This window comes from Zeaxanthinibacter sp. PT1, assembly GCF_028464225.1.
Taxonomy (GTDB): domain Bacteria; phylum Bacteroidota; class Bacteroidia; order Flavobacteriales; family Flavobacteriaceae; genus Zeaxanthinibacter.
This window is the reverse complement of the sequence record NZ_JAQPCN010000001.1, coordinates 1,033,951-1,056,448: the sequence shown is the minus strand read 5'-3', so window position 1 is coordinate 1,056,448 and position 22,498 is coordinate 1,033,951. Positions and strand designations below refer to the sequence as shown.

Here is a 22,498-nt window from a genome sequence, read left to right as displayed (position 1 = left end):
ATTAAGCCGGAATAAGATCAGCCAATTCCGAACCGACCAGGCTACCAATGGCTATGCCCATTCCACCGAGCCGTACTCCACAGTAAACGCGATCTGAAACCTGCCGGACAATAGGGGTTTTCTTCTGTCCTACCCCCATGATCCCGCTCCACCTACGGTCTATTTCGTAAGGGATTCCCGGTAAGATTGTCTGTGAAAGCAACTGCTGCAGTTTATCCTGTACGATCCTGGTCTGGCCGAATTCAATGGTCTCTTCTGCTTCAAAGTCGAGGTTCCGGCCTCCGCCCAATAATATTCGCTGATCGATATTCCTGAAATAATAATATCCTTTTTCCAGGTGGAAGGTTCCTTCAATAGCTAAGCCTTCGATGGGTTTAGTGATCAGGACCTGTGCCCTTGCCGGATTTAGTTCCCCGGGAAAATACCGGGCAGCAAAGCCATTAGTAGCCAGGAGAAGCCGGCCGGTGTTGAACTGGAAATCCTTGGTATATACCTCAACACCGGCCGGTACGGTTTCATAAGATGTAACTTCAACAGCATTAAGGATCATGACGCCTGCCCTATGTGCTTTAGCCAGCAGGGACATCATCATTTTCCCTGTATCTATCTGCCCTTCATAGGTATGGGAGATATAGCGCTCATGGATCCCGCTGAATCCAAATATATTCTCGGTCTCCCTGAATGCAGGTCCCCCAAAAACCGGGGCCAGTAACTGGTTCACATCAGCTAAGGATTCCAGGCATTTATCGTACAACCCAGTATCCGTTTCCGGGAATAGTTCGTGTCCACCGAGGTTTTTATAACCAATGGCATCGTCCCCTAAGTTCTTTCTAAGCAATTCTATCCCTTTAAATCGGTTCCGGACCAATTGCACCACCTCTTGTTCAGAATGATGCTGTAGGTCGTCCAGAACCTCTGAGATGCTCCCAAAACAGGCAAACCCTGCATTCTTGGTACTTGCTCCCTGCGGTAAGCTGCCTTTTTCAAGGATTACCACCTTAGAAGACGGGAAACGTTCTTTAAGCCGCAGGGCGCAATTAAGGCCCGTTATCCCGCTGCCTATGATAGTGAAGTCTACATCGCTCAACCAGCTTTTATACTCCCAGTAACTGAGTTCCATGTTCTCTTTTATTATACGCCCGTGAAGTTAGTAAACAAAAAAATGGAGGCCATAAATAAATATGCCTCCATTTTCCTTATTCATTAGTTCCCCTAAGATTCTTCGTCCGGTGGATTCATTTTAAAATCCTCCATGAATTTAGTGGTATAGTTCCCCGCCAGGTAATCCGGATGGTCCATCAGTTGCCTGTGGAAGGGGATAGTGGTCTTGATCCCTTCGATCACAAACTCATCCAGCGCTCTTTTCATCTTATTGATCGCCTCTTCCCTGGTCTGTGCCGTAGTGATCAGTTTAGCGATCATGGAGTCATAGTTGGGCGGTATGGTATACCCGCTGTAAACGTGGGTATCCAATCGCACACCATGTCCTCCAGGGGTATGCAGTGTAGTGATCTTCCCGGGGGAAGGCCTGAACCCGTTATAGGGGTCCTCTGCATTGATACGACATTCTATAGAGTGTAACTTCGGGTAGTAATTCTTCCCGGAGATCGGTACTCCGCCGGCTACGAGGATCTGTTCGCGGATCAGGTCATAGTCGATCACCTGTTCAGTGATCGGGTGTTCTACCTGAATCCGGGTGTTCATTTCCATGAAATAGAAGTTCCGGTGTTTATCGACCAGGAATTCTACGGTTCCTGCTCCTTCGTATTTGATATACTCAGCCGCTTTCACAGCTGCTTTTCCCATACTTTCACGAAGCTTATCGGTCATGAAAGGAGAAGGGGTTTCTTCAGTCAGCTTCTGGTGACGACGTTGCACGGAGCAATCTCGTTCTGATAGGTGACAGGCCTTGCCATACTGATCACCGACGATCTGTATTTCTATATGCCGAGGTTCCTCTATCAGTTTCTCCATATACATCCCGCCATTTCCAAAGGCCGCTGTAGCCTCTTTGACGGCGCTGTTGAATCCGGCTTCTAAATCCTCTTCCTTCCAGATGGCGCGCATTCCTTTTCCACCACCACCGGCCGTAGCTTTAATCATGACGGGGTAACCCATTTTCTTGGCTACTTTCTTAGCGTCATCTACATCCTTTAATAAGCCTTCAGATCCCGGGATGGTTGGAACCCCCGCTTTCTTCATGGTTTCTTTGGCCGTAGCCTTATCCCCCATCTTATCAATATGCTCACCGGAAGCCCCGATGAATTTGATATCGTGTTCAGCACAGATCTTGGAAAACTTGGAATTCTCCGAGAGAAATCCGTAGCCCGGATGTATGGCATCCGCATTTGTGATCTCTGCGGCGGCAATAATATTAGGTATTTTCAGGTAGGATTCGCTACTGGGAGCCGGTCCTATACAAACCGCTTCATCAGCAAACCTCACATGCAGGCTTTCTTCGTCCGCTTTGGAATAGACCGCAACGGTCTTAATGCCCATTTCCTTGCAGGTCCGGATGATTCGCAGGGCGATCTCACCTCGGTTGGCTATCAGTATTTTGTTAAACATAGCGTTCAATTTCAAGGCCCGGTTGGAAGGCAGGTCTCAAAAGAGACCGACTATTTTCCCGGATCCTATAATTATACTTAAGATGGATCAATAAGGAATAAAGGTTGGTCAAACTCCACGGGTGAAGAATCATCCACGAGTACCTTTACCACTTTTCCTGAAACTTCAGATTCTATATCATTAAAGAGCTTCATGGCTTCGATCACACAAAGGACATCTCCTTTAGCGATGCTGTCTCCTACTTCTACGAAAGCCGGTTTATCCGGTGAAGGTTTACGGTAGAATGTACCGATGATAGGGGATTTAATGGTGATATACTTTGAACTCTCATCAGACTCTGCCTTAGGAGCAGCTGCTTCCTGGCTTCCTCCGCCGGCAGCAGGTGCCTGCATCTGTACGGGCTGGGGAGCGGGGGCTGCCTGCATAGGGATGTGCTGTACGTAGGTAGGCTCCTGACCGCTGTCTGCCGCCCCGGTACGAATGGTGATCTTAATGTCATCGGTTTCCAGTTTTACCTCGCTGGCTCCCGATTTTGCCACAAATTTAATTAAACTCTGAATCTCTTTAATATCCATGGAATTAGGTTTTGAATAGTTCTCTCTTTTAGTTGGAATCGTATGCCCAGGTCAGATAAATCGATCCCCAGGTAAAGCCACCTCCAAAGGCGGCAAATATCAGATTATCTCCTTTTTTAAGTTGCTTCTCGTAATCCGCTAGCAATAATGGCAGGGTAGCTGAAGTTGTATTCCCATACCGCTGAATGTTCATCATTACTTTTTCGGACTCAACGCCCATACGGTTTGCGGTAGCATCTATAATCCTTTTATTGGCTTGGTGTGGCACCAGCCATTGTACGTCATCATTCTGCAGATCATTCCGCTCCATGATCTTAGCTGCCACATCTGCCATATTTGAAACGGCAAACTTAAAGACAGACTTTCCATCCTGGTATACGAAGTGCAGGTTGTTTTTTACGGTCTCCTCGCTCGGAGGCATCAGTGAACCACCGGCCTCGATCTTCAGGAATTGTCTTCCTTTCCCATCAGACCTCAGGAACTCATCCTGTAGCCCGTATCCTTCTTCATTAGGTTCAAAAAGTACGGCCCCGGCTCCATCACCGAAAATAATACAGGTAGTCCTGTCTGTATAATCAATGATCGAAGACATTTTGTCCGCGCCGATCAGCAGGACTTTCTTATATTTTCCGGATTCAATATAGCGCGCTGCCGTAGACATCCCGTAGAGGAAATTAGAGCAGGCTGCTTGTATATCATAGGCAAAAGCGTTTACCGCGCCAATCTCTGAAGCCACGTAAACAGCGGTGGAAGCTACCGGTAAGTCCGGTGTTGCTGTTCCCAGTAAGACAAGGTCTATTTCTGCCGGGTCAAGGTTCTTTTTTTCAATAAGGTCTTTCGCTGCCTGTATGGCAAGGTAAGAAGTTCCCTTATCCTTATCTTTTAGTATTCTGCGCTCCTTGATCCCTGTTCGTGTGGTGATCCATTCATCATTGGTATCAACCATGGTTTCCAGGACCTTATTGGTCAGGCGAAACTCTGGAACGTATGCTCCTACAGCCGTGATCGCTGCCGATATATTATTCATGCTGGGAATGATTTTTATCGAGAAACCTATTGAAATACTCCATAATGGGGGAAAAGTAAGGATTTTTTACGACTTTCTGTCCATTTAGGGGATTTTTCAGGTCCACTGTAAATCCATAAAAAAACTCCCACTTTATCCAAGTGGGAGTTAGTAATTTATAGCCTTGGTCTTAGGCTGTAGCTTCCTCGGTTTTGTCGATCAAAACCTGTCCACGATAGTAAAGTTTACCTTCGTGCCAGTGCGCCCTGTGGTACAGGTGCATTTCGCCGGTGGTAGGATCCTTAGCTATGGTTGGCACAGAAGCCTTGTAATGTGTTCTTCTCTTATCTCTTCTGGTCTTTGAGATTTTTCTCTTTGGATGTGCCATTTTTAATACTTATTTATCCGTTAAAAAATTTTTCAATGCATCCCATCGGGGATCGGTATCTTCTTTATTCTCTTTAGTTTCCTTGGGCTGTAATTCTTCCAGCTTTTCCAGCAATTCCGACTTCATGCTGCCATCCTCTACTTTAGGATGTATGCGTTTAGCAGGAACCGCAAGTACCATCATCTCGTAGGCATATTGTGCGATGTTGATCTGGTGTTCTCCGTGAGGAATGATCAGGATCTCGTCATCTTCATCATTGTATTCCTCTCCAAACTTCACTACCAGTTCAAGGGAAGCATCAATAGGCTGGTCGTAAGGTTCCCTGCTTAAATCGCAGTCCACGTTTACGGTTCCTTCTGCCCTGAGCTCCAGTTCTAACATCGTACTTCTTTTATCTAACTCTAAATGCAGTGTAATCGCTGCAGCGTTAAACTCTTCATACCCAAAAGATTCAAAGAACGAATTATCAACTTCAAATTTAAACTCGTGTTTCCCTTGCTTCAAACCTGAGAAAGGAACACTGAATTCCTTATGCTGCATCATTTCTAACACTCGTTTAAGGCCTGCAAAGATACTGTAATTTTCAAGAATCCCAATCAAAAATACAAAATATTCCCCGCGGTGCCTTGTACCCCAACTCTTTACCCTAGGATCGCTCTGCTTTTTTCTTGTATTTACGCAATGGATTCGCTGTCAACTCCGCGTACTCCTGCCGGTTCCTGTAAATATTTATTGCCGCAAATACCGCTTCTTTGAACGAACTGTGGTCTGCTTTTCCCTGGCCTGCGATCTCGTAAGCCGTCCCGTGATCAGGGGAGGTACGTACTTTATTTAAACCGGCCGTGAAATTAACCCCTTTCCCAAAAGATAAGGTTTTAAAAGGGATAAGCCCTTGGTCGTGGTAGGCCGCTAGTATGGCATCAAAATCAGTATAGGCCCCGGATCCAAAGAAACTATCCGCGGAATAGGGTCCAAATACCAGGTTTCCTTCATCATTTAATGATTTTATCGTCGGTTTCAGAACCTCCTCGTCCTCTTTCCCGATCAGGCCATTATCCCCGCTATGAGGATTAATCCCCAGTATGGCAATTTTCGGTTTGCGGATAGCAAAATCTGCCTTCAGGGAATTCATGACCGTCCTCACTTTCTTTCTTATCAGCTGTGGGGTTATCGCTTCGGCGACATCTTTAACAGCGACATGGTCTGTAAGCAAACCAATTTTTAAACTATCCGTAATCATGAACATCAGGCTTTCCCCCTCTAATTCCCTGGCCAGGTAGTCTGTGTGTCCCGGGAAATTAAAATCTTCGGCCTGTATATTGTTCTTATTGATCGGCGCCGTCACCAGGGCATCAATTTCGTCATCCTGCAAGGCTTTTACCGCTGCTTTCAAAGAGCGTATGGCATAAGCTCCTCCCTCCTTGGTCGATTTACCGTATTCCAGGTCCGGAACTTCTTTCCAGATATTTACTACATTGACCTTACCTTCAACTGCCTCAGAGGCCTTTTGAATACCGTGGTAACTCACATTGAGTCCCAAGGCATTCTTCTGTGCTGCCATACTTTTGCTGGACGCGAACAGTACGGGAGTGCAGAAATCGAGCATGCGGGGATCTTCAAAAGTCTTGAGCGCTACTTCGCATCCAATCCCGTTAAGGTCTCCCACTGAAATTCCCAACCGTATTTTTCCTTTCTCCTCCATCCAATCTATTGTTATGTAGTATTTTTGCATAGCAAAACTAATTATTTTATACGAACCATGTTTACAGGGATCATTGAAAGTTTAGGAAGAGTTAAGCAATTGGAAAAAGACGGAGGCAACCTCCATATCACCATAGAATCTTCACTGAGCGGGGAACTAAAAATAGACCAGAGTGTAGCCCATAACGGGGTCTGTCTTACGGTAGTAGAAATCAATGAGGATACCTATCGCGTCACTGCCATCGATGAAACCCTTGAAAAAACAAATCTCGGCCGGCTGAAGAGCGGGGACATGGTTAACCTGGAGCGTGCGATGATCATGGGGGCCCGGCTGGACGGCCACCTGGTGCAGGGACACGTAGACCAGACAGCTAGCTGTGCCGCAATAGAGCAAAAGGACGGTAGTTGGTTCTTCACATTCACCTATGATGCCCAAAGCGGCAATGTCACCATAGAAAAGGGATCTATTACCATTGACGGGGTCAGCCTAACCGTGGTCAATTCCGGCGCTTCAGAATTCAGTGTTGCCATCATTCCTTACACCTATGAACACACTTGCTTTAATTCTTACAGGGTAGGAACCATAGTTAACCTGGAGTTTGACGTAATCGGGAAATACGTCAGCAGGTACATGGAGCTCAGGAAATAATCAGGATTCAAAATAGCAGACCGAAGACCCGATCCAGGTAGCATCCGTTGCGTGGGAAACATTGATGAGTTTGCCCTTCCCCATCCTGGCGAGATTGATTACGGGTTGTAAGCGCTCTTCCTTATCTTCTTTGGCGTAGAGTATCCTTAATTCTACCTTAGAATAAGAACCGTCCGGGCATTTCACCAAAGGTGCGTATTCCACTTTTTGCTGCAGTATATAGTTCTCCTTATCGCGAATGCTGCCGAGCATGCCTTCGGTAGGATTTAATTCGACCCCTTTCCCGGCAAATGAGAAAAGTGGTTTTAACACGTAATTCTTCAAGTCTAGGCCTTCAGGGCGTTTATCCAGGTAGTAAGATGTTGGGATATATTCGTGCTGCAGCATGGGCATGATCGATTTGGAGATCAGGTTAAACCAATCAGGGTGTGAAATCCAGTTCACGTCCAGGTCTTCGTTAAACCTGAACGGTAATTGCAGGTCCGGGTATTGCAGCAGGTCATCCTGTATCACCCGGTTGTATATCCTGCGTATGGGCACCTTCTCACCATCCTTTTTATAGAAAAGCTGTCGCCCTTCCTTAAGTATTTTAGTGGCGCAGACCACTTCTATCCCTAAAGCTTTTTTAGTGGCCCAGAAATCGATCCGCGTCTTCTGCTTTTCCGGGAAAAGCTCTAATAATATAACCTGCTCCTTGGGTTGGGGCCCCAAAATCACCTTTTTCATTTTATCTAAGTAAGCTGTAACAGTCATATCACCGAAAAGGTAGTCAAAACGATCAACCGGTACGGCCGGATAGAATTTCCGGTATGCCGCACCCAGATAGTTCTGGTACAGGAATAATGAAGGGAAAGCCTGAAGCTCTATCAGCTGCGGAACTAATTTCCCGTCTGTTCCTGCACATATTCCAAAATCGATCGCCAGGAAGTGAGGGTCTTCCAAGGGGGTATTACTACGGAGCGTTTCGGGGATGTATTTTTCGCGAAGTGCGTAAAAATCAAGCTGACCTATCTGCTCAATGATGGCGTCACAGGCACTGAAGATCATCTCCTTAGTTTCTTTATTGATAAATACCGGGGTTTCAGAGATCCGGAAGCCGGCCGGTTCATCAAACCTGGTTTTCATATCCTCGAGCAGCGCCTGGTATTGCGATTCGTCAAATGAACTGTTAAATGAGGCGCGTACTTCGGGTATCATGCGGAGACATATTTTGATTGAACAATAGCATCGGTAGCATTCCGTAGAAATTGCGGGATCAGGATGCCGTGAGTCTTCAGTATCTTATCCTCATCCCTGAGGTGTAGCAACATTTCCTCAAACTTAGCTTCGCCCTTATGCTTTATGATGAGTTTTTGTTTTTCTTCCTTCTGAAAGTGCATATGCATCCCGTCAGCATCGGCTTCGGGGTGAAACTGCACACCGACGATTTCATCGGTAAAACGGATTGCCATGACCGCTCTTTCCAGAGGCACTTTTGGACGTTCTTTTTCCCTGCAAAGCACCTTTGCGCCAAAGTCGTTCATTTTCTTCTGTCGTACCTCAACCACCTGGTATTCCCTGGAATCTACAGCGTAAAAAGGGTCATCCAGGTCTTTAAATAAAAGTTCTTCTTTCCCCTGGGCTGTCTTATGCACCGGCATCACGCCAAAGGCCATGGAACGTCTCTTCGTAATTTTTGCCAGTTTCCAGTGCTGGCATGCCAACTGGAAGGAATGACAAATAAGAAAGACATGTTTTTTATCCTCGCGTACGCTATTGTGATCTCTCAGCTCGTCCAGGAAGAGTTCGTATTTTGTTTCCCAGGACTTCCCGGTGCTTTTTGGACTTCCGGGACCCCCTGAACCGATAAAAATGTCAAAATCATCAATCCTGGGTAATTCATTATCCACTCTTACATCAAAGACCTTGTACATGCCATCCACGTCATCTCCTGCCAGGAAATTCTCCACGAGATTCCGGATACAACGCATCCCCTCGTTGGGTTCTCCGGCATTCATATCCAATACGGCAATATTAATTAATTTCTTCATCAGTCGTTCCTTCATTAACAAGCTGCAAATCTACACATTATATAAGGGGTATCCCCTAATTTTAACTAAAGCCCTTTAGAAGTTTCGCCAATAATATAATCAACCACCTTCACCAGGTCACCGGTCTCATGGAAAACTTTTAACTGACGATCCGCACCGGAGCCTTGTTCCAGGATCTGGTATACGTAGTTCACCTCTCTTCGGCAGGCAAGATCATCCACGACGTCATCAATAAAATCGAGCAATTCGATCATGAGGCTTTTAAAGGGCACCTCGGCTTCTTTCCCAAAATCGATCAGTTTGGCTTCTACACCATACCGTCCGGCCCTCCATTTATTCTCATTGATCAGGACTCGCCTGTAGGTCCTGAAGCTTTGGTTTTTCCGGTGCAACTTGATCAGTTTGGCAATGATGCACTGCATCAGCGCGGCAACACAAATTACCTCGTCTACGGTCATCATCATGTCGCAGATTCGAAACTCCACTGTAGGGTAAAAAGGGTGCAGCCTTAAATCCCACCAGATCTTTTTCCCATTATCGATACAACCGGTTTTAACCAGCACGTTGATAAACCTGTCATATTCTTCCACACTGGAGAAATAAGGGGGGATACCTGTACGCGGGAATTTATCAAAAATCTTGGAGCGGAACGATTTAAACCCGGTCTCATGACCTTCCCAGAAAGGTGAGTTGGTCGATAAAGCGTAGAGATGTGGTAGAAAATACCGGGCTACGTTCATGATCTGCATGCCTTCTTCCCGGTTGGGAATCCCGACGTGAACGTGCATCCCGAAGATCAGGTTAGAGCGGGCCACATCCTTCATTTCCTCTATAAGTTGATCATAACGGGGATCCGGAGTAATCAGCTGGTCCCTCCAGTGCGAACAAGGGTGGGTACCGGCCGCGGCAACCTTTAAACCTTCATTGGCCGCAAGGGCGATGACCTGCTGTCGCAGGTAAGAAACCTCGTCCCTGGCGTGTTGAATGTTATCGCAGATATTGGTCCCCATTTCCACCACGGACTGGTGCATTTCCTGTTTTATGCGTTCCTTGAGGATGATCTGTCCGTCCTTGATAATTTTAGACATCTGTGAACGCAACATCAGGCTATCGCCGTCGAGGATCTGAAATTCTTCTTCTATGCCCAGTGTAAACTTTTCCATCGGATGCTTTTTGGTCAGCTGTTATTTCTTTTTCAGACTGCTCTTAGCCTTGGGAGCTGCCTTTTTTTTGGGAGCCGTTGCCTTTTTCGCTGCCACCTGCTTTTTAACCGCGGTTTTTGCAGCTTCTGAAGCTGACTTCAATCCCATGTTCGATTTCCTGGGTGCAGGCCCAGAAACCGCCTCCTGCAGGAAGGTCCCCCAGGTACAATTGTTCTTCTTGGCCTTGTAAGACTTTGCTTTATCGATTGCCAACTTGGCCGAGTGTTCCACGATCCAGTCAAAATTCTGCTGTCCTACCGAATTAATATCTGCATCCGGGGCAGGGTTACAGAAATCTATGGCATACGGGATACCGTTTCTCACAGCAAATTCTACGGTATTAAAGTCGTAGCCCAGGGCCTTGTTCAGTTTTATGGTCAGGTCGTGGATAGTCTTCATTAGTTTCTTGTGTTCATCCCCCTTAGTCTTTGGCTCCGTAGCGTAACGCTGGTGAAATTCGTTCCGGGGTTCATAAGGCATTATATGTACATATTTCTGCCCCAGGCAATATACCCTGTAGTAATCATCAAAAACGATCTCTTCCTGCAGCATCATCACCAGCTGTTCTGTTTCACCGTGTTTGGCAAAAAGATCTTCCGGGCTATCCACCTTGTAAACGCTTTTCCAGCCACCCCCTGAATGCGGTTTCATATAGGCAGGGAAGCCGATATAGTCAAACATATAATCCCAATCCAGGGGCGCCCTGAGGTTGCGGAAGGATTTCTCAGTTGTATCATCTGGCCTTTCCTTGGAGGGCAATAAGACCGTTTTGGGTACGGGAACACCCAGTTGTACAGAAAGGCAGTTATTAAAGAATTTTTCATCTGCGCTCCACCAGAAAGGATTGTTGATCACCGCTGTTCCCATCAGGGCGGCGTTTTTAAGGTAAGATCGGTAGAAGGGGACCTCTTGTGAGATCCGGTCTATGATCACATGGTATCCGTAGTCAATACCCTGTTGCACCTTATCTATCTGTACAGCTTCGGCTTTGACCTTACCGTCACCCATCTGGTTCACTCGTTCTATAAATGCCCATGGAAAAGTATCTTCCATTCCGAATAGTATTCCGACTTTTTTCATAATGTTTTGGTTTATTCTAGTTAATGATCAAAAATAGCGGCCGATGTATTCGGGGAATACCATCTTCCAGAGAGGCCAGTCATGGTCTATCCATTGCTTTTCATCATACCAATAAGGAATTCCCTTATTGGCCAGGATGTTGGCCATATGTTCATTTTTTGGTTTACAGCTGTCCCAGTTAGAAGTGCTCAGCACAATTTGCATATGCATAAATTTCCATGACTCCTCGTTCTGCATAAACTCGTCAGGGCAATTAAAGTAGATCCTCATGTCATCAGACAAGGGTGTAAAATTCCTGATGTTGAAGACCCCGGACATAGAAAAAAGGTGAGATACCAGGTCAGGGAAGCGGAAGGCTGTATTCGCCGCGTGGTACCCCCCGAAGCTAACCCCGGCTACGCCTATCCTATGTGTATTACATTCTTGTTGTATATAAGGAATAAGCTCATCCTTCAGGAATTGCATGTACAGTTCATAATTGTGGATCTTCACTTCGGAAGAAAGATCGTCCGCATAGAATGACAGTCCGTCTATAGTCTCTACGTTGTACAGTTTGATCTTCCCCTGGTCTATAAAATGCATTACGGACTGGTTGAGTCCAAAATCACGGTTCTGGGTATAACTTCCGTAAGATGAGGGGAACATAAGGATGGGGTGCCCCCAGTGCCCGGTAATTTCTAAGTTAATATCACGCCCGAGAATATTGGAGTAATATTGTATATGTCTTGCTGTTGCCATTATCTTAAATGTAGCTTTTTTTATATTCTTTAACAACTAATTCCCTCGTACTGAAGCATTTTTGTTTCCTACAGTGTTCGGATAAATTCCCGGGAATAAGTATACTTGCACTTTTATAGCTGATCATGTCGTTTGAAATTGATATCATAAGCCTGAAAGGGCGATTTTATTCTAAGAATCTTAAGAGAAAAGTAGTATTCCGTTGGGTAGCCCCGGCCGATTACCAGAAAGAAGGGGGAACATTCCCGGTACTCCTAATGAATGACGGGCAGGATTTCAGGGCTATGGCCTTGGAAAACACCCTCATCAATGCCTTTAATGATGCCACCCTCAGCCCTTTTATATATATAGGGATAGAGACTGACCATCGCAGGATGCAGGAATACGGGATTTCAGGTTCTCCTGATTATAAAGGCCGAGGGGAGCGGGCCACAGCTTACAGCAAATTTATCATCGAAGAGTTTATTCCTTTTCTTCAACGGGAATTCAAGGTATCTGATAAGGCCGCGGACTGGGTTTTCTGCGGGATGTCCCTTGGAGGGTTGTCTGCCTTTGACATCGCCTACTCCCACCCTGACCATTTCAGGGGGATAGGGGTTTTCAGCGGTTCATTTTGGTGGCGCGATAAGGCGTATGTTCCCGGGGATCTTGAAGATAGGAGCAGGATGGTACTCAACCTGGTCCAAAAGAAACCCATGGCCGAAGATATGCGGTTCTGGTTCCAGTGCGGCACCCAGGACGAAATAGCAGACAGGAACAAGAACGGGGTGATCGACGCCATAGACGATACTAAAGATCTTATCCGCGAACTTCAAAAGAAGGGGTATAGCTACCCTGGTGATATCGCATATGTAGAAGTAAAAGGCGGGCGACACGACCTCCCTACCTGGGCAAGGGTTTTCCCTGATTTCCTGAAATGGGCCTTCCCGGTTACCAAAGAGGTGCCTGTGAGTATTCCCCTTGAGACAGGCCCTCCATCTAAATCCTGATCAGTTCTCAGACCTTTATAAAGATCTTCTTCCTGTACATAATATAGGCGAGCAGCAGGTAAAAAGCGGTAACACTTAATCCATACAGCAGAGAAGAAGTTTTAAGAGAAATTGATTCATAGACGAACAGCGTCTTGTAAAGCCAGCCGTGAACCGAGTTACTTTCAGATACCCTGACCAGGTAAAAGAGTTTGGTGAAGAAGCTGGATAGGAAATAAATGGTTATGGCATTTGCACCTGCGTAGCGGAATATACTTCCAAACCGGTACTCTTTCACATCCGTGAGGTAATAGATAAGGGCAAGTAAAAGGTTAGCCCACCCTGCAGTTACCAAAACATAACTGCTGGTCCATAGCGGTTTATTGATAGGAAAAAATGCATCCCAGAGATGGCCGGTTAATAGCAGCCCCAGCCCCATCAGGGCCAGGATGCCGACCTTTGCACTCCTCTTAGAGATCAAAATACGACCTGTAAATATTCCCAGCAAGGCAGAGACAATAGCCGGGAAAGTGCTCAGTATTCCTTCTGGATCATAATCTTCTTTATACATATGGGTACCCAGCACATTAAGGTCTATGTAATTAGCCCAGTTATTCGGAGCTCTCTCATAGGTTGGCGCCACCCCGTCTAAAGGAATATAACCCAGCCAAACCCAATATCCCAGGAGAATAAAAATGCATACCGCCAGGATCACTCGCCAGTTGGTGTAGAGGTAGAGCAATGCCGCGAAAAAGAATACGATCCCTATACGTTGCAGCACCCCGGGAAATCGTATTGCTTCAAAATCCTTGAAAAACGGAAAAGAGATGGTGAAGGCCCCGAGGAATAACCCTAGCCCGATCAACTTAAGGCTTCGGATACTGATCTTACTCAGGCTGGAGCTGTCGGGCTTTCGGTCCCTGTACGCCAATACTATTGAAGTACCTACGATGAACAGGAAAAAGGGAAACACCAGGTCTGTAGGCGTATACCCGTGCCATTGTGCATGGAGGAAGGGGGCGTACACGTGTTCCCAGTTTCCTGGCGTGTTCACAAGGATCATCAGGGCGATGGTTAGTCCCCGGAATATGTCTACAGAAATAATGCGTTCTTTCATATCATCAGAGAATATCACCTCTTAACCTGTTCCAAATAAGCTTTAACAGCACTGCGGCAATGATCACAACTACGGTTAATATGCTGGCAAGGGTATAATTGCCATAGATCCAGTTCCCGGTGGCGAACATACAACCGTACACCAGGATGCAGCCTACGATCATGGCTAGGATCCCTGAAGGAACAGTCCATTCTTCATTCCGGTTTACGATCTGTACATCTTCTGCACGGGATGAATCAATGATCTTTTTCCATCCAGGTCCTCCCGGCTGTGTTTGCTTATAGAATTCATACAAGGTCTCTTTGGTCTCGGGCCGGGTCAGGAAGGTCACTGTAATCCAGACAATCGTGGTGATCAGAACTACTGCCGGGAACCTGGCCCATCCGGGGAAGATTCCCTCAGCCTCAACACCAAAGGTGTCTACCCCTCCAAAGAGGTAGGGCCCTAAGGAGGTCATGCTGAAGAGTATGGATATAATCCCTGAGCTGAACATGGCAGAGATCTCGCTCCAGGCATTGATCCTCCACCAGAACCAACGCAGGATAAAAATCAGTCCTGTTCCGGCTCCAAACATCAGGATGATATCAAAAAGCTGCAGGGCATTGGTAAGGTATAGGGCAAAGATTGCACTGGCTACCATCAGAACAACGGTAGTGATTCGACCCACGAGCACCAGCTCTTTCTCACTAGCGTCCGGCTTCAATTGTTGTTTGTAAAAATCGTTCACCACGTAAGAAGAACCCCAGTTAAGGTGAGTAGAGATCGTTGACATATATGCAGCTCCAAGCGAAGCCATAACTAAGCCGAGCAAACCACTGGGCAGCTTAGTCAGCATTGCTGAATACGCCAGGTCATTCCCCAGCTTGCTCTCCTCGATATTGGGGAATGCCTCCTGAATACTGGCTACATCAGGGAAGACCACCATAGAAGCGAGGGCTACAAGGATCCAGGGCCAGGGCCTAAGTGCATAGTGCATGATATTGAAAAAGAATGTGGCGCCTATAGCGTGGTTCTCATTTTTAGCCGCCAGCATCCGCTGGGCAATATAGCCCCCTCCTCCCGGTTCAGCTCCCGGGTACCAGGCGCTCCACCATTGTACGGCCAGGGGGATTACCAGTATCCCGATCAGTGCTTCAGTATCAGAGAAATCCGGGAGGATGGATAATTTCCCCGCTACATTCTCATGGGCGATAAGTGCACTCACCCCACCTACCTCGGGCAGGTTTACCAGGTAATAAGCTGCCCCGACAGCACCGAATATAGCGACGAAAAAGAGTACAAAATCCGTGTAGACCACTCCCCTGAAACCACCGCCCGCACTGAAAATAACTGTAACTGTGCCTCCTATCAATACGGTTTCTACGGGAGTGAGACCCAACATGATCTGCCCGATCTTTATGGCCGCCAGGGTCACCGCAGACATCGCCATGATATTAAAAGCTATCCCCAGGTAAACTGATCTGAACCCCCTTAAAAAATGAGCGGGCTTGCCCCCGTAGCGTAGATCGTAAAACTCCATATCGGTCTTTACGTCAGATCGTCTCCAGAGTTTTGCATACACAAACACGGTCAATAAGCCGGTGAGCAGGAAGGCCCACCATATCCAGTTCCCGGAAACCCCATTAGTCCGGACGATATCCGTAACCAGGTTTGGCGTGTCTGTTGAAAAAGTAGTTGCTACCATGGAAAAACCAAGCAGCCACCAGGGCATGTTCCTGCCGGAGAGGAAGAATTCTGTAGTGTCTTTTCCGGATCTGCGGGAGACCCAAATTCCTATGGCGAGAACAAGGGCGAAGAACCCGATAATGATTATATAATCAAGGGTACTTAATTGCATGGTTGGTCGTATTGGTCAGTCCTTAAAGATATTATAATTTACATATAACCTCTTTTCAAAATTCACCGAATACCTAGCGTATTTTACCGTGCTTGAATTTTATTATGCCATATATATTTAGGGCAAGAACCTCAGCCTGGCGACTACAGGAAAGTGATCCGAAGGATACCTGCCGTTCACCATTTCGCTGATGATACGGTAACGCTGAACAGAAAAATCACCGGGCGATAAAAAAATGTAATCGATTCTCCTCGTCGGTAATTCATCCATATTAAAACCATTATAGGTGCCTGTAGGTCCTTTAAACGCAGTGGGAGCTAAATCGTGGGCGTCTTTCATTTCGCCGGAAAGTTGCTTTATGGAAGGGTGGTCCGGTTCAAGGTTAAAATCGCCCATCAGGATCACGGGATATTGATCCGTGTTCAATGTCTTCACTTTTTCAATAATGAGCTCCAGACTTTTTTGCCGAGCCGTTTCACCCATATGGTCCAGGTGAGCATTAAAGACATAAAATTTCTTATCCCCTTCCAGGGTATTAAAAAGCCCGTAAGTGCATACCCGGTTCAGGGCCGCATCCCACCCGACAGAGGGGATATCCGGAGTTTCTGACAGCCAGAAGGTCCCTTGGTCAAGGAGACGGAGTTGGTCTTTTTTGTAAAACACGGCGGAATATTCGCCCCGCTGATCCCCATGGTCCCGCCCTTTTCCGAAAAATTCATAACCAGGCAAGGCATTGGTAAGATCCTCCAATTGATGATGCAGGCCTTCCTGGGTCCCAAAAACGGCCGGTTCAAGGAAGCGCACTTGGGAAGATAAAAATGCACTGCGCTGTTCCCAACCATCCAGGCTGTCCTTGGGATTGTCATACCTGATGTTATAAGTCATCACGGTCAAATCCTGGCTCTTAACGATACCGCTCATTAATACGAGGATAATCCAAAGCTTTTTATTCATTGTATGCATGGCTGCTAGTTTCCTCTTAATCTCCTGAAATTACGATATGCCTGCCTAACTTCCGCATCTGATGCCTGCTCAAACTCTTTCTCGGTTACCCCGTAAGCTTCCTGTACACTATCCAGTTTGACATGCATCATTTCAGAGATTTTACGGTATTCCGGGTCATTGATCAGGTTTTTATGTTCCCCGGGGTCTTGTTGCAGGTCATATAGTTCCCATTCGTCTATATCGTCATAAAAGTGGATCAATTTATAGCGTTTGGTGCGAATGCCATATTGTTTTTTGACCATGTGGAAAGCAGGGTAATCGTAATAGTGGTAATATACCACATCCCGGTTGTTTGCCGGACTGCCTGTTCCTGTGAACAGCGATGCAAAAGATGCTCCCTGCATCTCCGAAGTATCGTCAGATGCCCCCGCAAGCTCCAGGAATGTTGGCGCAAAATCGAGATTCTGTACCATGGTCTCTTCTACTTTCCCAGGAGGTATTACCCCCGGCAATTGCATCAGTAAGGGCATCCTCAGTGATTCCTCGTACATGAACCGCTTGTCAAACCAGCCATTCTCGCCAAGGTAAAACCCCTGGTCAGAGGTGTATACCACCAAGGTGTTTTCATCCATTCCAGTGGCTTCCAGGTAATCCAGTAATTGCCCCACTCCTTCATCTACAGAAGCCACGGTAGCCATATAATCCTGTAAGTATCGCTGCCCTTTCCAACGATCCAGTTCCCTGCCCTGGAGGTTAGCCCTGTGCATAGCGTCATTCTTGGGTTGGTAGGCCTTATCCCATTGTGTGCGCTGTTCGGGCGTCATCCGGTCAAAGTCCGTGGTCCACGGGTTGTGGGCCAGGGTGGTCTCTCCCAGCCCGGTAGACATTTTCAGGTCGTGCCCCTCGTACATATCCTCGTAAATGGTCTGCTGTTGTTCCTGTGCTGCTACCTGGTTGACGAACTTGGGAAAATACGAGTCCGGTAGCGGAAAATGAACAGAATCATACAAGTTTAAATGGCGGGGAGCAGGCATCCAGTTCCGGTGTGGCGCCTTATGATGAAGCATCAGGAAAAAAGGATCTTCCCGACCTTCTTGTTCCTTTAACCAGGAAAGGCCCTTTTTGGTAATGATATCGGTAACATAACCTTCAATTATGGTAGTATCTGTTCCTTTAATAAATTCCGGGTTGTAGTAATTCCCCTGGTCGTTCACGATCTCCCAGTGGTCAAAACCGGTGGGTTCTCCATGAAGGTGCCATTTCCCGATAACCGCAGTACGGTAACCCTTTCCCCTGAGGTACTTTGGCAGCGTTGCCTGGTTGCCATTAAACAGTTCCCCGTTCATTCGGAACCCGTTGACATGGCTGTGTTTCCCTGTCAGGATTACCGCGCGGCTGGGGCCACAGATAGCATTGGTACAAAAGGCATTAGTAAACCGCATCCCGTTCTTTGCGATCCGGTCTATATTGGGAGTCGGAGCTTTTTCTGAGAGTGGATGTCCGTAGGAGCTGATCGCCTGGGCGGCATGGTCATCAGACATGATAAAAATGATATTCGGCCTCAGCGGTGGCTTTTTTTCTTCTTTCTTTTCTTCACCACAAGACAGCAAGACCAAGACCAGGCAAGTGAAGATCATCCAAGATTTATAGCTTAACTCCATGTAACAAATGTGGTAGTGATTAATTAACGAGTTTAAATCCTGCTTTCAGCGTCTGTTCGGAATTTCCGCCGACATAGAGCTCAAAGTCCCCGGGTTCTGAAACAAATTCGATCTGGCTGTTATAGAATTTCAAATCGACCGCTTGCAGGGTGATACTTACATCGACAGAAGCTCCCTTCTTTATCATGATCTTTTTAAAACCCTTGAGTTGCTTTGAAGGCGGGGTGATAGTCCTCACCAGGTCTCTCAGGTATACTTGCACAACTTCTTCCCCGTCATAATCACCCGTATTCTTTACGGTAACCGTTGCTGTTATGGATTCTCCCTGCCCTATTTCCGATTTGTTTAAGCGCAGGTCGCTATATTCAAAATCGGTATAACTCAGCCCATATCCAAATGGATATAGGGGCGTATTGGGGGCGTCGAGGTAATTTGATTTAAATTTTTGGAATTCACTGTCAGGGCCAGGTCTCCCGGTGATCTTTGCACTGTGGTAAATCGGGATCTGCCCCACGTTCCTGGGCCAGGTGGCCGTAAGTTTCCCGGCAGGATTATACTCCCCGTACAACACTTCCACGATAGCGTTACCCGCCTCTACACCCGGGTGCCAGGTCTGCAGTATGCTGATCGGTAATTGGGACTCATCTTCTATGGTCAATGAACGCCCGCTCATCAATACGACAACCACAGGTTTGCCGGTGTCGACAAGAGCTTTTAATAATTTCTTCTGGCTTAGCGGCAGGGATAGGTCTGTCCTGCTGGCGGCCTCGCCGCTCATTTCCGTAGCCTCCCCTAATACGGCAACAACCACGTCTGATTCAACGGCCAACTCAACGGCCTCCTTCAGCAATTCCGAAGGTTCCTGCGCTGCGATCTGCACCCTGGGGCCAAAAACATTTACCTTTTTGGCCAAATCAGCATCGTCCGTAATATTGGCTCCTTTGGCATAACTGACAGATACATCGGGCATGGATTTCCTGAAACCCTCTAATACCGGGATGGCGTTTTTCACATCCCCAGTAGGAGCCCAGGTCCCCAGCATATTGTTCTGGCTATCCGCCAGTGGGCCCACCAATGCAATTTTAGCCGAAGGATCTAAAGGCAGGGTATTACCCTGTTTCTTCAGTAGCACAAAGGTCTTCTTGGCTATCTCCTTAGCCGCTTCCCGATGTTCGGGGCTCAGTATATCTTTTGCGGGCCTGCTCTCGTCCAGGTAGCGATTAGGGTCCTGGAAAAGACCCAGCCTGAATTTTGCTTCCAGGATACGCCTTGCCGCGTTGGTAATCGACTCTTCGGATACTTTTCCTTCTTTTACGGATTTCTCCAAAGTGGTTAAAAATCCTTCCCCGACCATATCCATATCCAGGCCTGCATTAAGTGCCAGGGCCGAAACTGCCTGCAGGTCGCCAAGCCCATGAGCGATCATTTCATTGACAGAGGTATAGTCAGACACAACCATCCCGTTAAACCCCCATTGGTCTCGCAGGAGGTCGGTCAACAACCATTTGTTACCCGATGCGGGAACTCCGTCTATATCGTTAAACGAGGTCATCACACTGGCAACACCCTCATCAATAGCTGCTTTATACGGCGGCAGGTATTGGTTAAACATTTTAATTCGGCTCATATCTACCGAGTGGTAGTCTCTCCCCGCTTCTGCGGCACCGTAAAGTGCCAAGTGCTTAACCGTTGCCATCATGGTATTGGGTTCAGAAAGGTCGTTCCCCTGGTAGCCTCTTACCATTGCCCTGGCAACCATAGATCCCAGGTATGGATCTTCGCCCGCTCCTTCAGCTATTCTTCCCCACCTCGGATCACGGGCGATATCTACCATGGGTGAGAAATTCCAGTTGATCCCATCCGCAGTGGCTTCCCTGGCAGAAATCCTTGCAACTTCTTCCATGAGCTGCATGTCCCAGCTAGCTGATAAGCCCAACGGGATTGGAAATGTAGTCTTATACCCATGGATGACATCTGAACCAATGAGCAATGGAATTTTTAAACGCGAATGATTAACGGCCAGTTCCTGGGCAACTCTTACCCGCTCCGGACCGGCAACCCCGAAAAGTCCGCCAACCTGCCCTTTTTTGATCTTTGCTTCCACATTCTCACTGACCACGGAACCGGTTGCAACACCTCCACCCGGAGTCAGCAGGTTCAGTTGACCGATTTTTTCCTGCAGGGTCATTTTTCCAAGTAGTTTCTCTACTTCGGGAATACGTTCCTGGGCCCCTAATCCGTGGGTAGACAGGAGTGAGAGCGTAAAGATGATACTGTATATTTTCAGGTATTCTATCATGGTAAACTTATTTATATCTATTCGGTTTCAATAATATTCGCACGTTCAGAAATCCCGTTTTCATTAAAGGCTTCCACGGTGAAATAGTAGTTTTGATCTGTATTCAGGGATTTCAGCTCCAGGGAAGTTTCCCCGTATAATTGCCAGCTGCTGTACATCTTATCCGGGGCTATTCCCCAGATTACGTTATAGCCCGTAGCTCCTTTTACCGCGCTCCAGCTGATCCGGGCATCCCGGCGGTCTTCTTTTCGGTCTACCTCGAAATTCCGCACTTTTCTCGGAGTCTTGCCGCTGCCTTTACCAAACACACGCAGGTCTGAAATAGCCAGGTTCCCGGTGGGGACATGGAGGTTTTTAAACCTGATAAAACGCGCAGATACCGGGGCTTCTAAAGCGACGTAATCATTAGGTACATCCTTCTTATTCTTGCTTTTGTCCACTAATATTTGCCACTGCTCCCCGTCTTTGGAGGCCTCTATAATATACTGGTGGTAGAGACCCGGAACCCGGCCGTATAAATCTGACTTGTAATCGTGGTAATTTACCTGGAAGGCTCGAACTCCGGAAACAGCTTCAAGGTCGATCTGTATCCATTCTCCTTCTCCGTTCGTTTCGGCCACCCAAAAGCTTTTTATGTTTTCATCTACCAGGTTTTCCGCGGTAAATCCATCCTTAGATGAAGAGGTTTTAACGGGTTTATTATAGGATAAAAGCATCCAACCGGTGAATTTTCCCTCCTTTCCCGGTACCGAAGGAGCGTAATGGGGATAATCGCCAAAGTAGGTATTGGTATAAATAAGGTCGTCTTCATCAAAGAATGTAGGGAACATTCCAATCCTTCGTTCCCAACCAATGTTGACATTCACGGCCATGGAGGCAAAGTGCCAGTACTGTCCTCCGGGGCCCTGCACCGTGCTGCCATGGCCCGCTCCGGGTATAAATCCCCCGGGCTTATAAGAGAAAGGGTTGTTGGGGGCATAGGTAAAAGGCCCTAAGGGATGATCCCCAATATACGCACCGTCACCATAGACATTGAATTCGGTCCCGGGCGCGGCATACTCTATATAATACTTGTCTTTATATTTGGTAGGCCAGGGGCCCTCTATATATCCCCCTAGTATAGTGTCCGAATGGTTCTCTCCAAAGCGTTCCCAACCGTGTTCCTCTGGCTTAAGGTTAAAGAGTTCATGGATCTCCTCTGAAGGCCGGAATCGGCGATCCTTATCTAATTTTTTTGCCCTGATGGGGTATTTGTTTGAAGAACCCCAGTAAAGGTAGGTTTCCCCGTCATCATCTATAAAAAAAGCAGGATCCTGCAGGTTGTAGAGAATACCGTTAGTCCCTTCCCAATCTCCGATCTCCGGGTTGGCTGTCCCAATGATGCTCATGCTGCCCGAAGGATCGCCGGCCACATAGAGTACGGAATCCTTGTAGTTAAAAGCAGCCGGTGCATTAGATCCCTCAAAATACCAGCTCCTAGGTTTCACAAACTCCCATTGATGAAGATCCGGTGATTTCCAGTAGCCCATAGAACGGGTGACGAACATATAATAATGATCCTTAAAAGAAACGACTGCCGGGTCTGCACCGGACCTGTACGAATTATCATTGTGGGAATTATAGATCATATATGTATAATCTATATTCACCGGGTTACAGTAGGTGGCCTCTTGCGCTACAGTTGTTCCTGCGATTACCAGGCAGCCTAACTTTAGCAGTTTAAATAGCTTCATT

20 protein-coding genes are annotated in these 22,498 nt (G+C 47.0%); 2 read left to right on the top strand and 18 right to left on the bottom strand.

The features are described from left to right. Position 1: 1 nt before the first annotated feature. The 7 genes from PP178_RS04580 to pdxA all read right to left on the bottom strand — a co-directional run bounded on the left by PP178_RS04580 (position 2) and on the right by pdxA (position 6,239). Positions 2-1,120 (bottom strand): NAD(P)/FAD-dependent oxidoreductase, encoded by a 1,119-nt coding sequence (locus tag PP178_RS04580; RefSeq protein ID WP_272593128.1) that lies wholly within the window; start codon positions 1,118-1,120, stop codon positions 2-4. Positions 1,121-1,212: 92 nt separating this feature from the next. Then, positions 1,213-2,568 carry an acetyl-CoA carboxylase biotin carboxylase subunit gene (gene accC / locus PP178_RS04575; RefSeq protein WP_272593127.1) on the bottom strand — a complete coding sequence of 452 codons (1,356 nt, stop codon included), beginning with the start codon at positions 2,566-2,568 and terminating at the stop codon, positions 1,213-1,215. 77 nt (positions 2,569-2,645) lie between these two features. After that, positions 2,646-3,143, bottom strand: coding sequence for an acetyl-CoA carboxylase biotin carboxyl carrier protein (accB, locus tag PP178_RS04570; protein WP_272593126.1), 498 nt, complete (start codon positions 3,141-3,143; stop codon positions 2,646-2,648). Positions 3,144-3,171: 28 nt separating this feature from the next. Beyond that, positions 3,172-4,170, bottom strand: coding sequence for a beta-ketoacyl-ACP synthase III (locus PP178_RS04565; protein ID WP_272593125.1), 999 nt, complete (start codon positions 4,168-4,170; stop codon positions 3,172-3,174). Between the two features lie 169 nt (positions 4,171-4,339). After that, the gene (gene rpmF / locus PP178_RS04560) at positions 4,340-4,537 is read right to left on the bottom strand and encodes a 50S ribosomal protein L32 (RefSeq protein WP_133642912.1); all 198 of its coding nucleotides are present in this window, start codon (positions 4,535-4,537) and stop codon (positions 4,340-4,342) included. Between the two features lie 9 nt (positions 4,538-4,546). Then, positions 4,547-5,080, bottom strand: coding sequence for a YceD family protein (locus tag PP178_RS04555; RefSeq protein ID WP_272593124.1), 534 nt, complete (start codon positions 5,078-5,080; stop codon positions 4,547-4,549). A 103-nt stretch (positions 5,081-5,183) separates the two neighbouring features. After that, positions 5,184-6,239, bottom strand: coding sequence for a 4-hydroxythreonine-4-phosphate dehydrogenase PdxA (gene pdxA, locus PP178_RS04550; RefSeq protein ID WP_272593616.1), 1,056 nt, complete (start codon positions 6,237-6,239; stop codon positions 5,184-5,186). Between the two features lie 57 nt (positions 6,240-6,296). Here pdxA and PP178_RS04545 point away from each other — a divergent pair, with 57 nt between their 5' ends. Next, positions 6,297-6,887 carry a riboflavin synthase gene (locus PP178_RS04545; RefSeq protein ID WP_272593123.1) on the top strand — a complete coding sequence of 197 codons (591 nt, stop codon included), beginning with the start codon at positions 6,297-6,299 and terminating at the stop codon, positions 6,885-6,887. Here PP178_RS04545 and PP178_RS04540 read toward each other — a convergent pair whose 3' ends face one another. The 5 genes from PP178_RS04540 to PP178_RS04520 form a co-directional block, all read right to left on the bottom strand. Further along, positions 6,888-8,084 carry a hypothetical protein gene (locus PP178_RS04540; protein WP_272593122.1) on the bottom strand — a complete coding sequence of 399 codons (1,197 nt, stop codon included), beginning with the start codon at positions 8,082-8,084 and terminating at the stop codon, positions 6,888-6,890. Continuing rightward, the gene (locus tag PP178_RS04535; protein ID WP_272593121.1) at positions 8,081-8,917 is read right to left on the bottom strand and encodes a type 1 glutamine amidotransferase; all 837 of its coding nucleotides are present in this window, start codon (positions 8,915-8,917) and stop codon (positions 8,081-8,083) included. Before PP178_RS04535 ends, PP178_RS04540 begins: the two co-directional genes overlap by 4 nt. Before the next feature lie 65 nt (positions 8,918-8,982). After that, a complete protein-coding gene (locus PP178_RS04530) occupies positions 8,983-10,080 on the bottom strand; it encodes a carboxylate-amine ligase (protein WP_272593120.1) in 1,098 nt (365 codons plus the stop codon). A gap of 21 nt (positions 10,081-10,101) precedes the next feature. Continuing rightward, positions 10,102-11,202 (bottom strand): ATP-grasp domain-containing protein, encoded by a 1,101-nt coding sequence (locus tag PP178_RS04525; RefSeq protein ID WP_272593615.1) that lies wholly within the window; start codon positions 11,200-11,202, stop codon positions 10,102-10,104. Positions 11,203-11,226: 24 nt separating this feature from the next. Next, positions 11,227-11,937, bottom strand: a complete 711-nt coding sequence (locus PP178_RS04520; RefSeq protein ID WP_272593119.1) for an alpha/beta hydrolase-fold protein — start codon at positions 11,935-11,937, stop codon at positions 11,227-11,229. 125 nt (positions 11,938-12,062) lie between these two features. On the opposite strand from PP178_RS04520, the gene PP178_RS04515 reads away from it, so the two are divergent. Then, a complete protein-coding gene (locus tag PP178_RS04515; RefSeq protein WP_272593118.1) occupies positions 12,063-12,926 on the top strand; it encodes an alpha/beta hydrolase in 864 nt (287 codons plus the stop codon). 7 nt (positions 12,927-12,933) lie between these two features. Here the strand turns inward: PP178_RS04515 and PP178_RS04510 are convergent, their stop codons facing one another. The 6 genes from PP178_RS04510 to PP178_RS04485 all read right to left on the bottom strand — a co-directional run bounded on the left by PP178_RS04510 (position 12,934) and on the right by PP178_RS04485 (position 22,497). Next, positions 12,934-14,022 carry an acyltransferase family protein gene (locus tag PP178_RS04510; protein ID WP_272593117.1) on the bottom strand — a complete coding sequence of 363 codons (1,089 nt, stop codon included), beginning with the start codon at positions 14,020-14,022 and terminating at the stop codon, positions 12,934-12,936. 4 nt (positions 14,023-14,026) lie between these two features. Continuing rightward, entirely contained in the window at positions 14,027-15,859 is a 1,833-nt protein-coding gene (locus PP178_RS04505) for a sodium:solute symporter family protein (RefSeq protein WP_272593116.1), read from the bottom strand. 117 nt (positions 15,860-15,976) lie between these two features. After that, on the bottom strand, positions 15,977-16,822 hold the full coding sequence (locus PP178_RS04500; RefSeq protein WP_272593115.1) for an endonuclease/exonuclease/phosphatase family protein: 846 nt from the start codon (positions 16,820-16,822) through the stop codon (positions 15,977-15,979). Between the two features lie 5 nt (positions 16,823-16,827). After that, complete coding sequence (locus PP178_RS04495; protein ID WP_272593114.1) at positions 16,828-18,441, bottom strand: sulfatase family protein; 1,614 nt, start codon at positions 18,439-18,441, stop codon at positions 16,828-16,830. Between the two features lie 43 nt (positions 18,442-18,484). Beyond that, a complete protein-coding gene (gene bglX / locus PP178_RS04490; RefSeq protein ID WP_272593113.1) occupies positions 18,485-20,764 on the bottom strand; it encodes a beta-glucosidase BglX in 2,280 nt (759 codons plus the stop codon). 17 nt (positions 20,765-20,781) lie between these two features. Next, on the bottom strand, positions 20,782-22,497 hold the full coding sequence (locus tag PP178_RS04485; protein WP_272593112.1) for a family 43 glycosylhydrolase: 1,716 nt from the start codon (positions 22,495-22,497) through the stop codon (positions 20,782-20,784). Position 22,498: the final 1 nt, after the last annotated feature.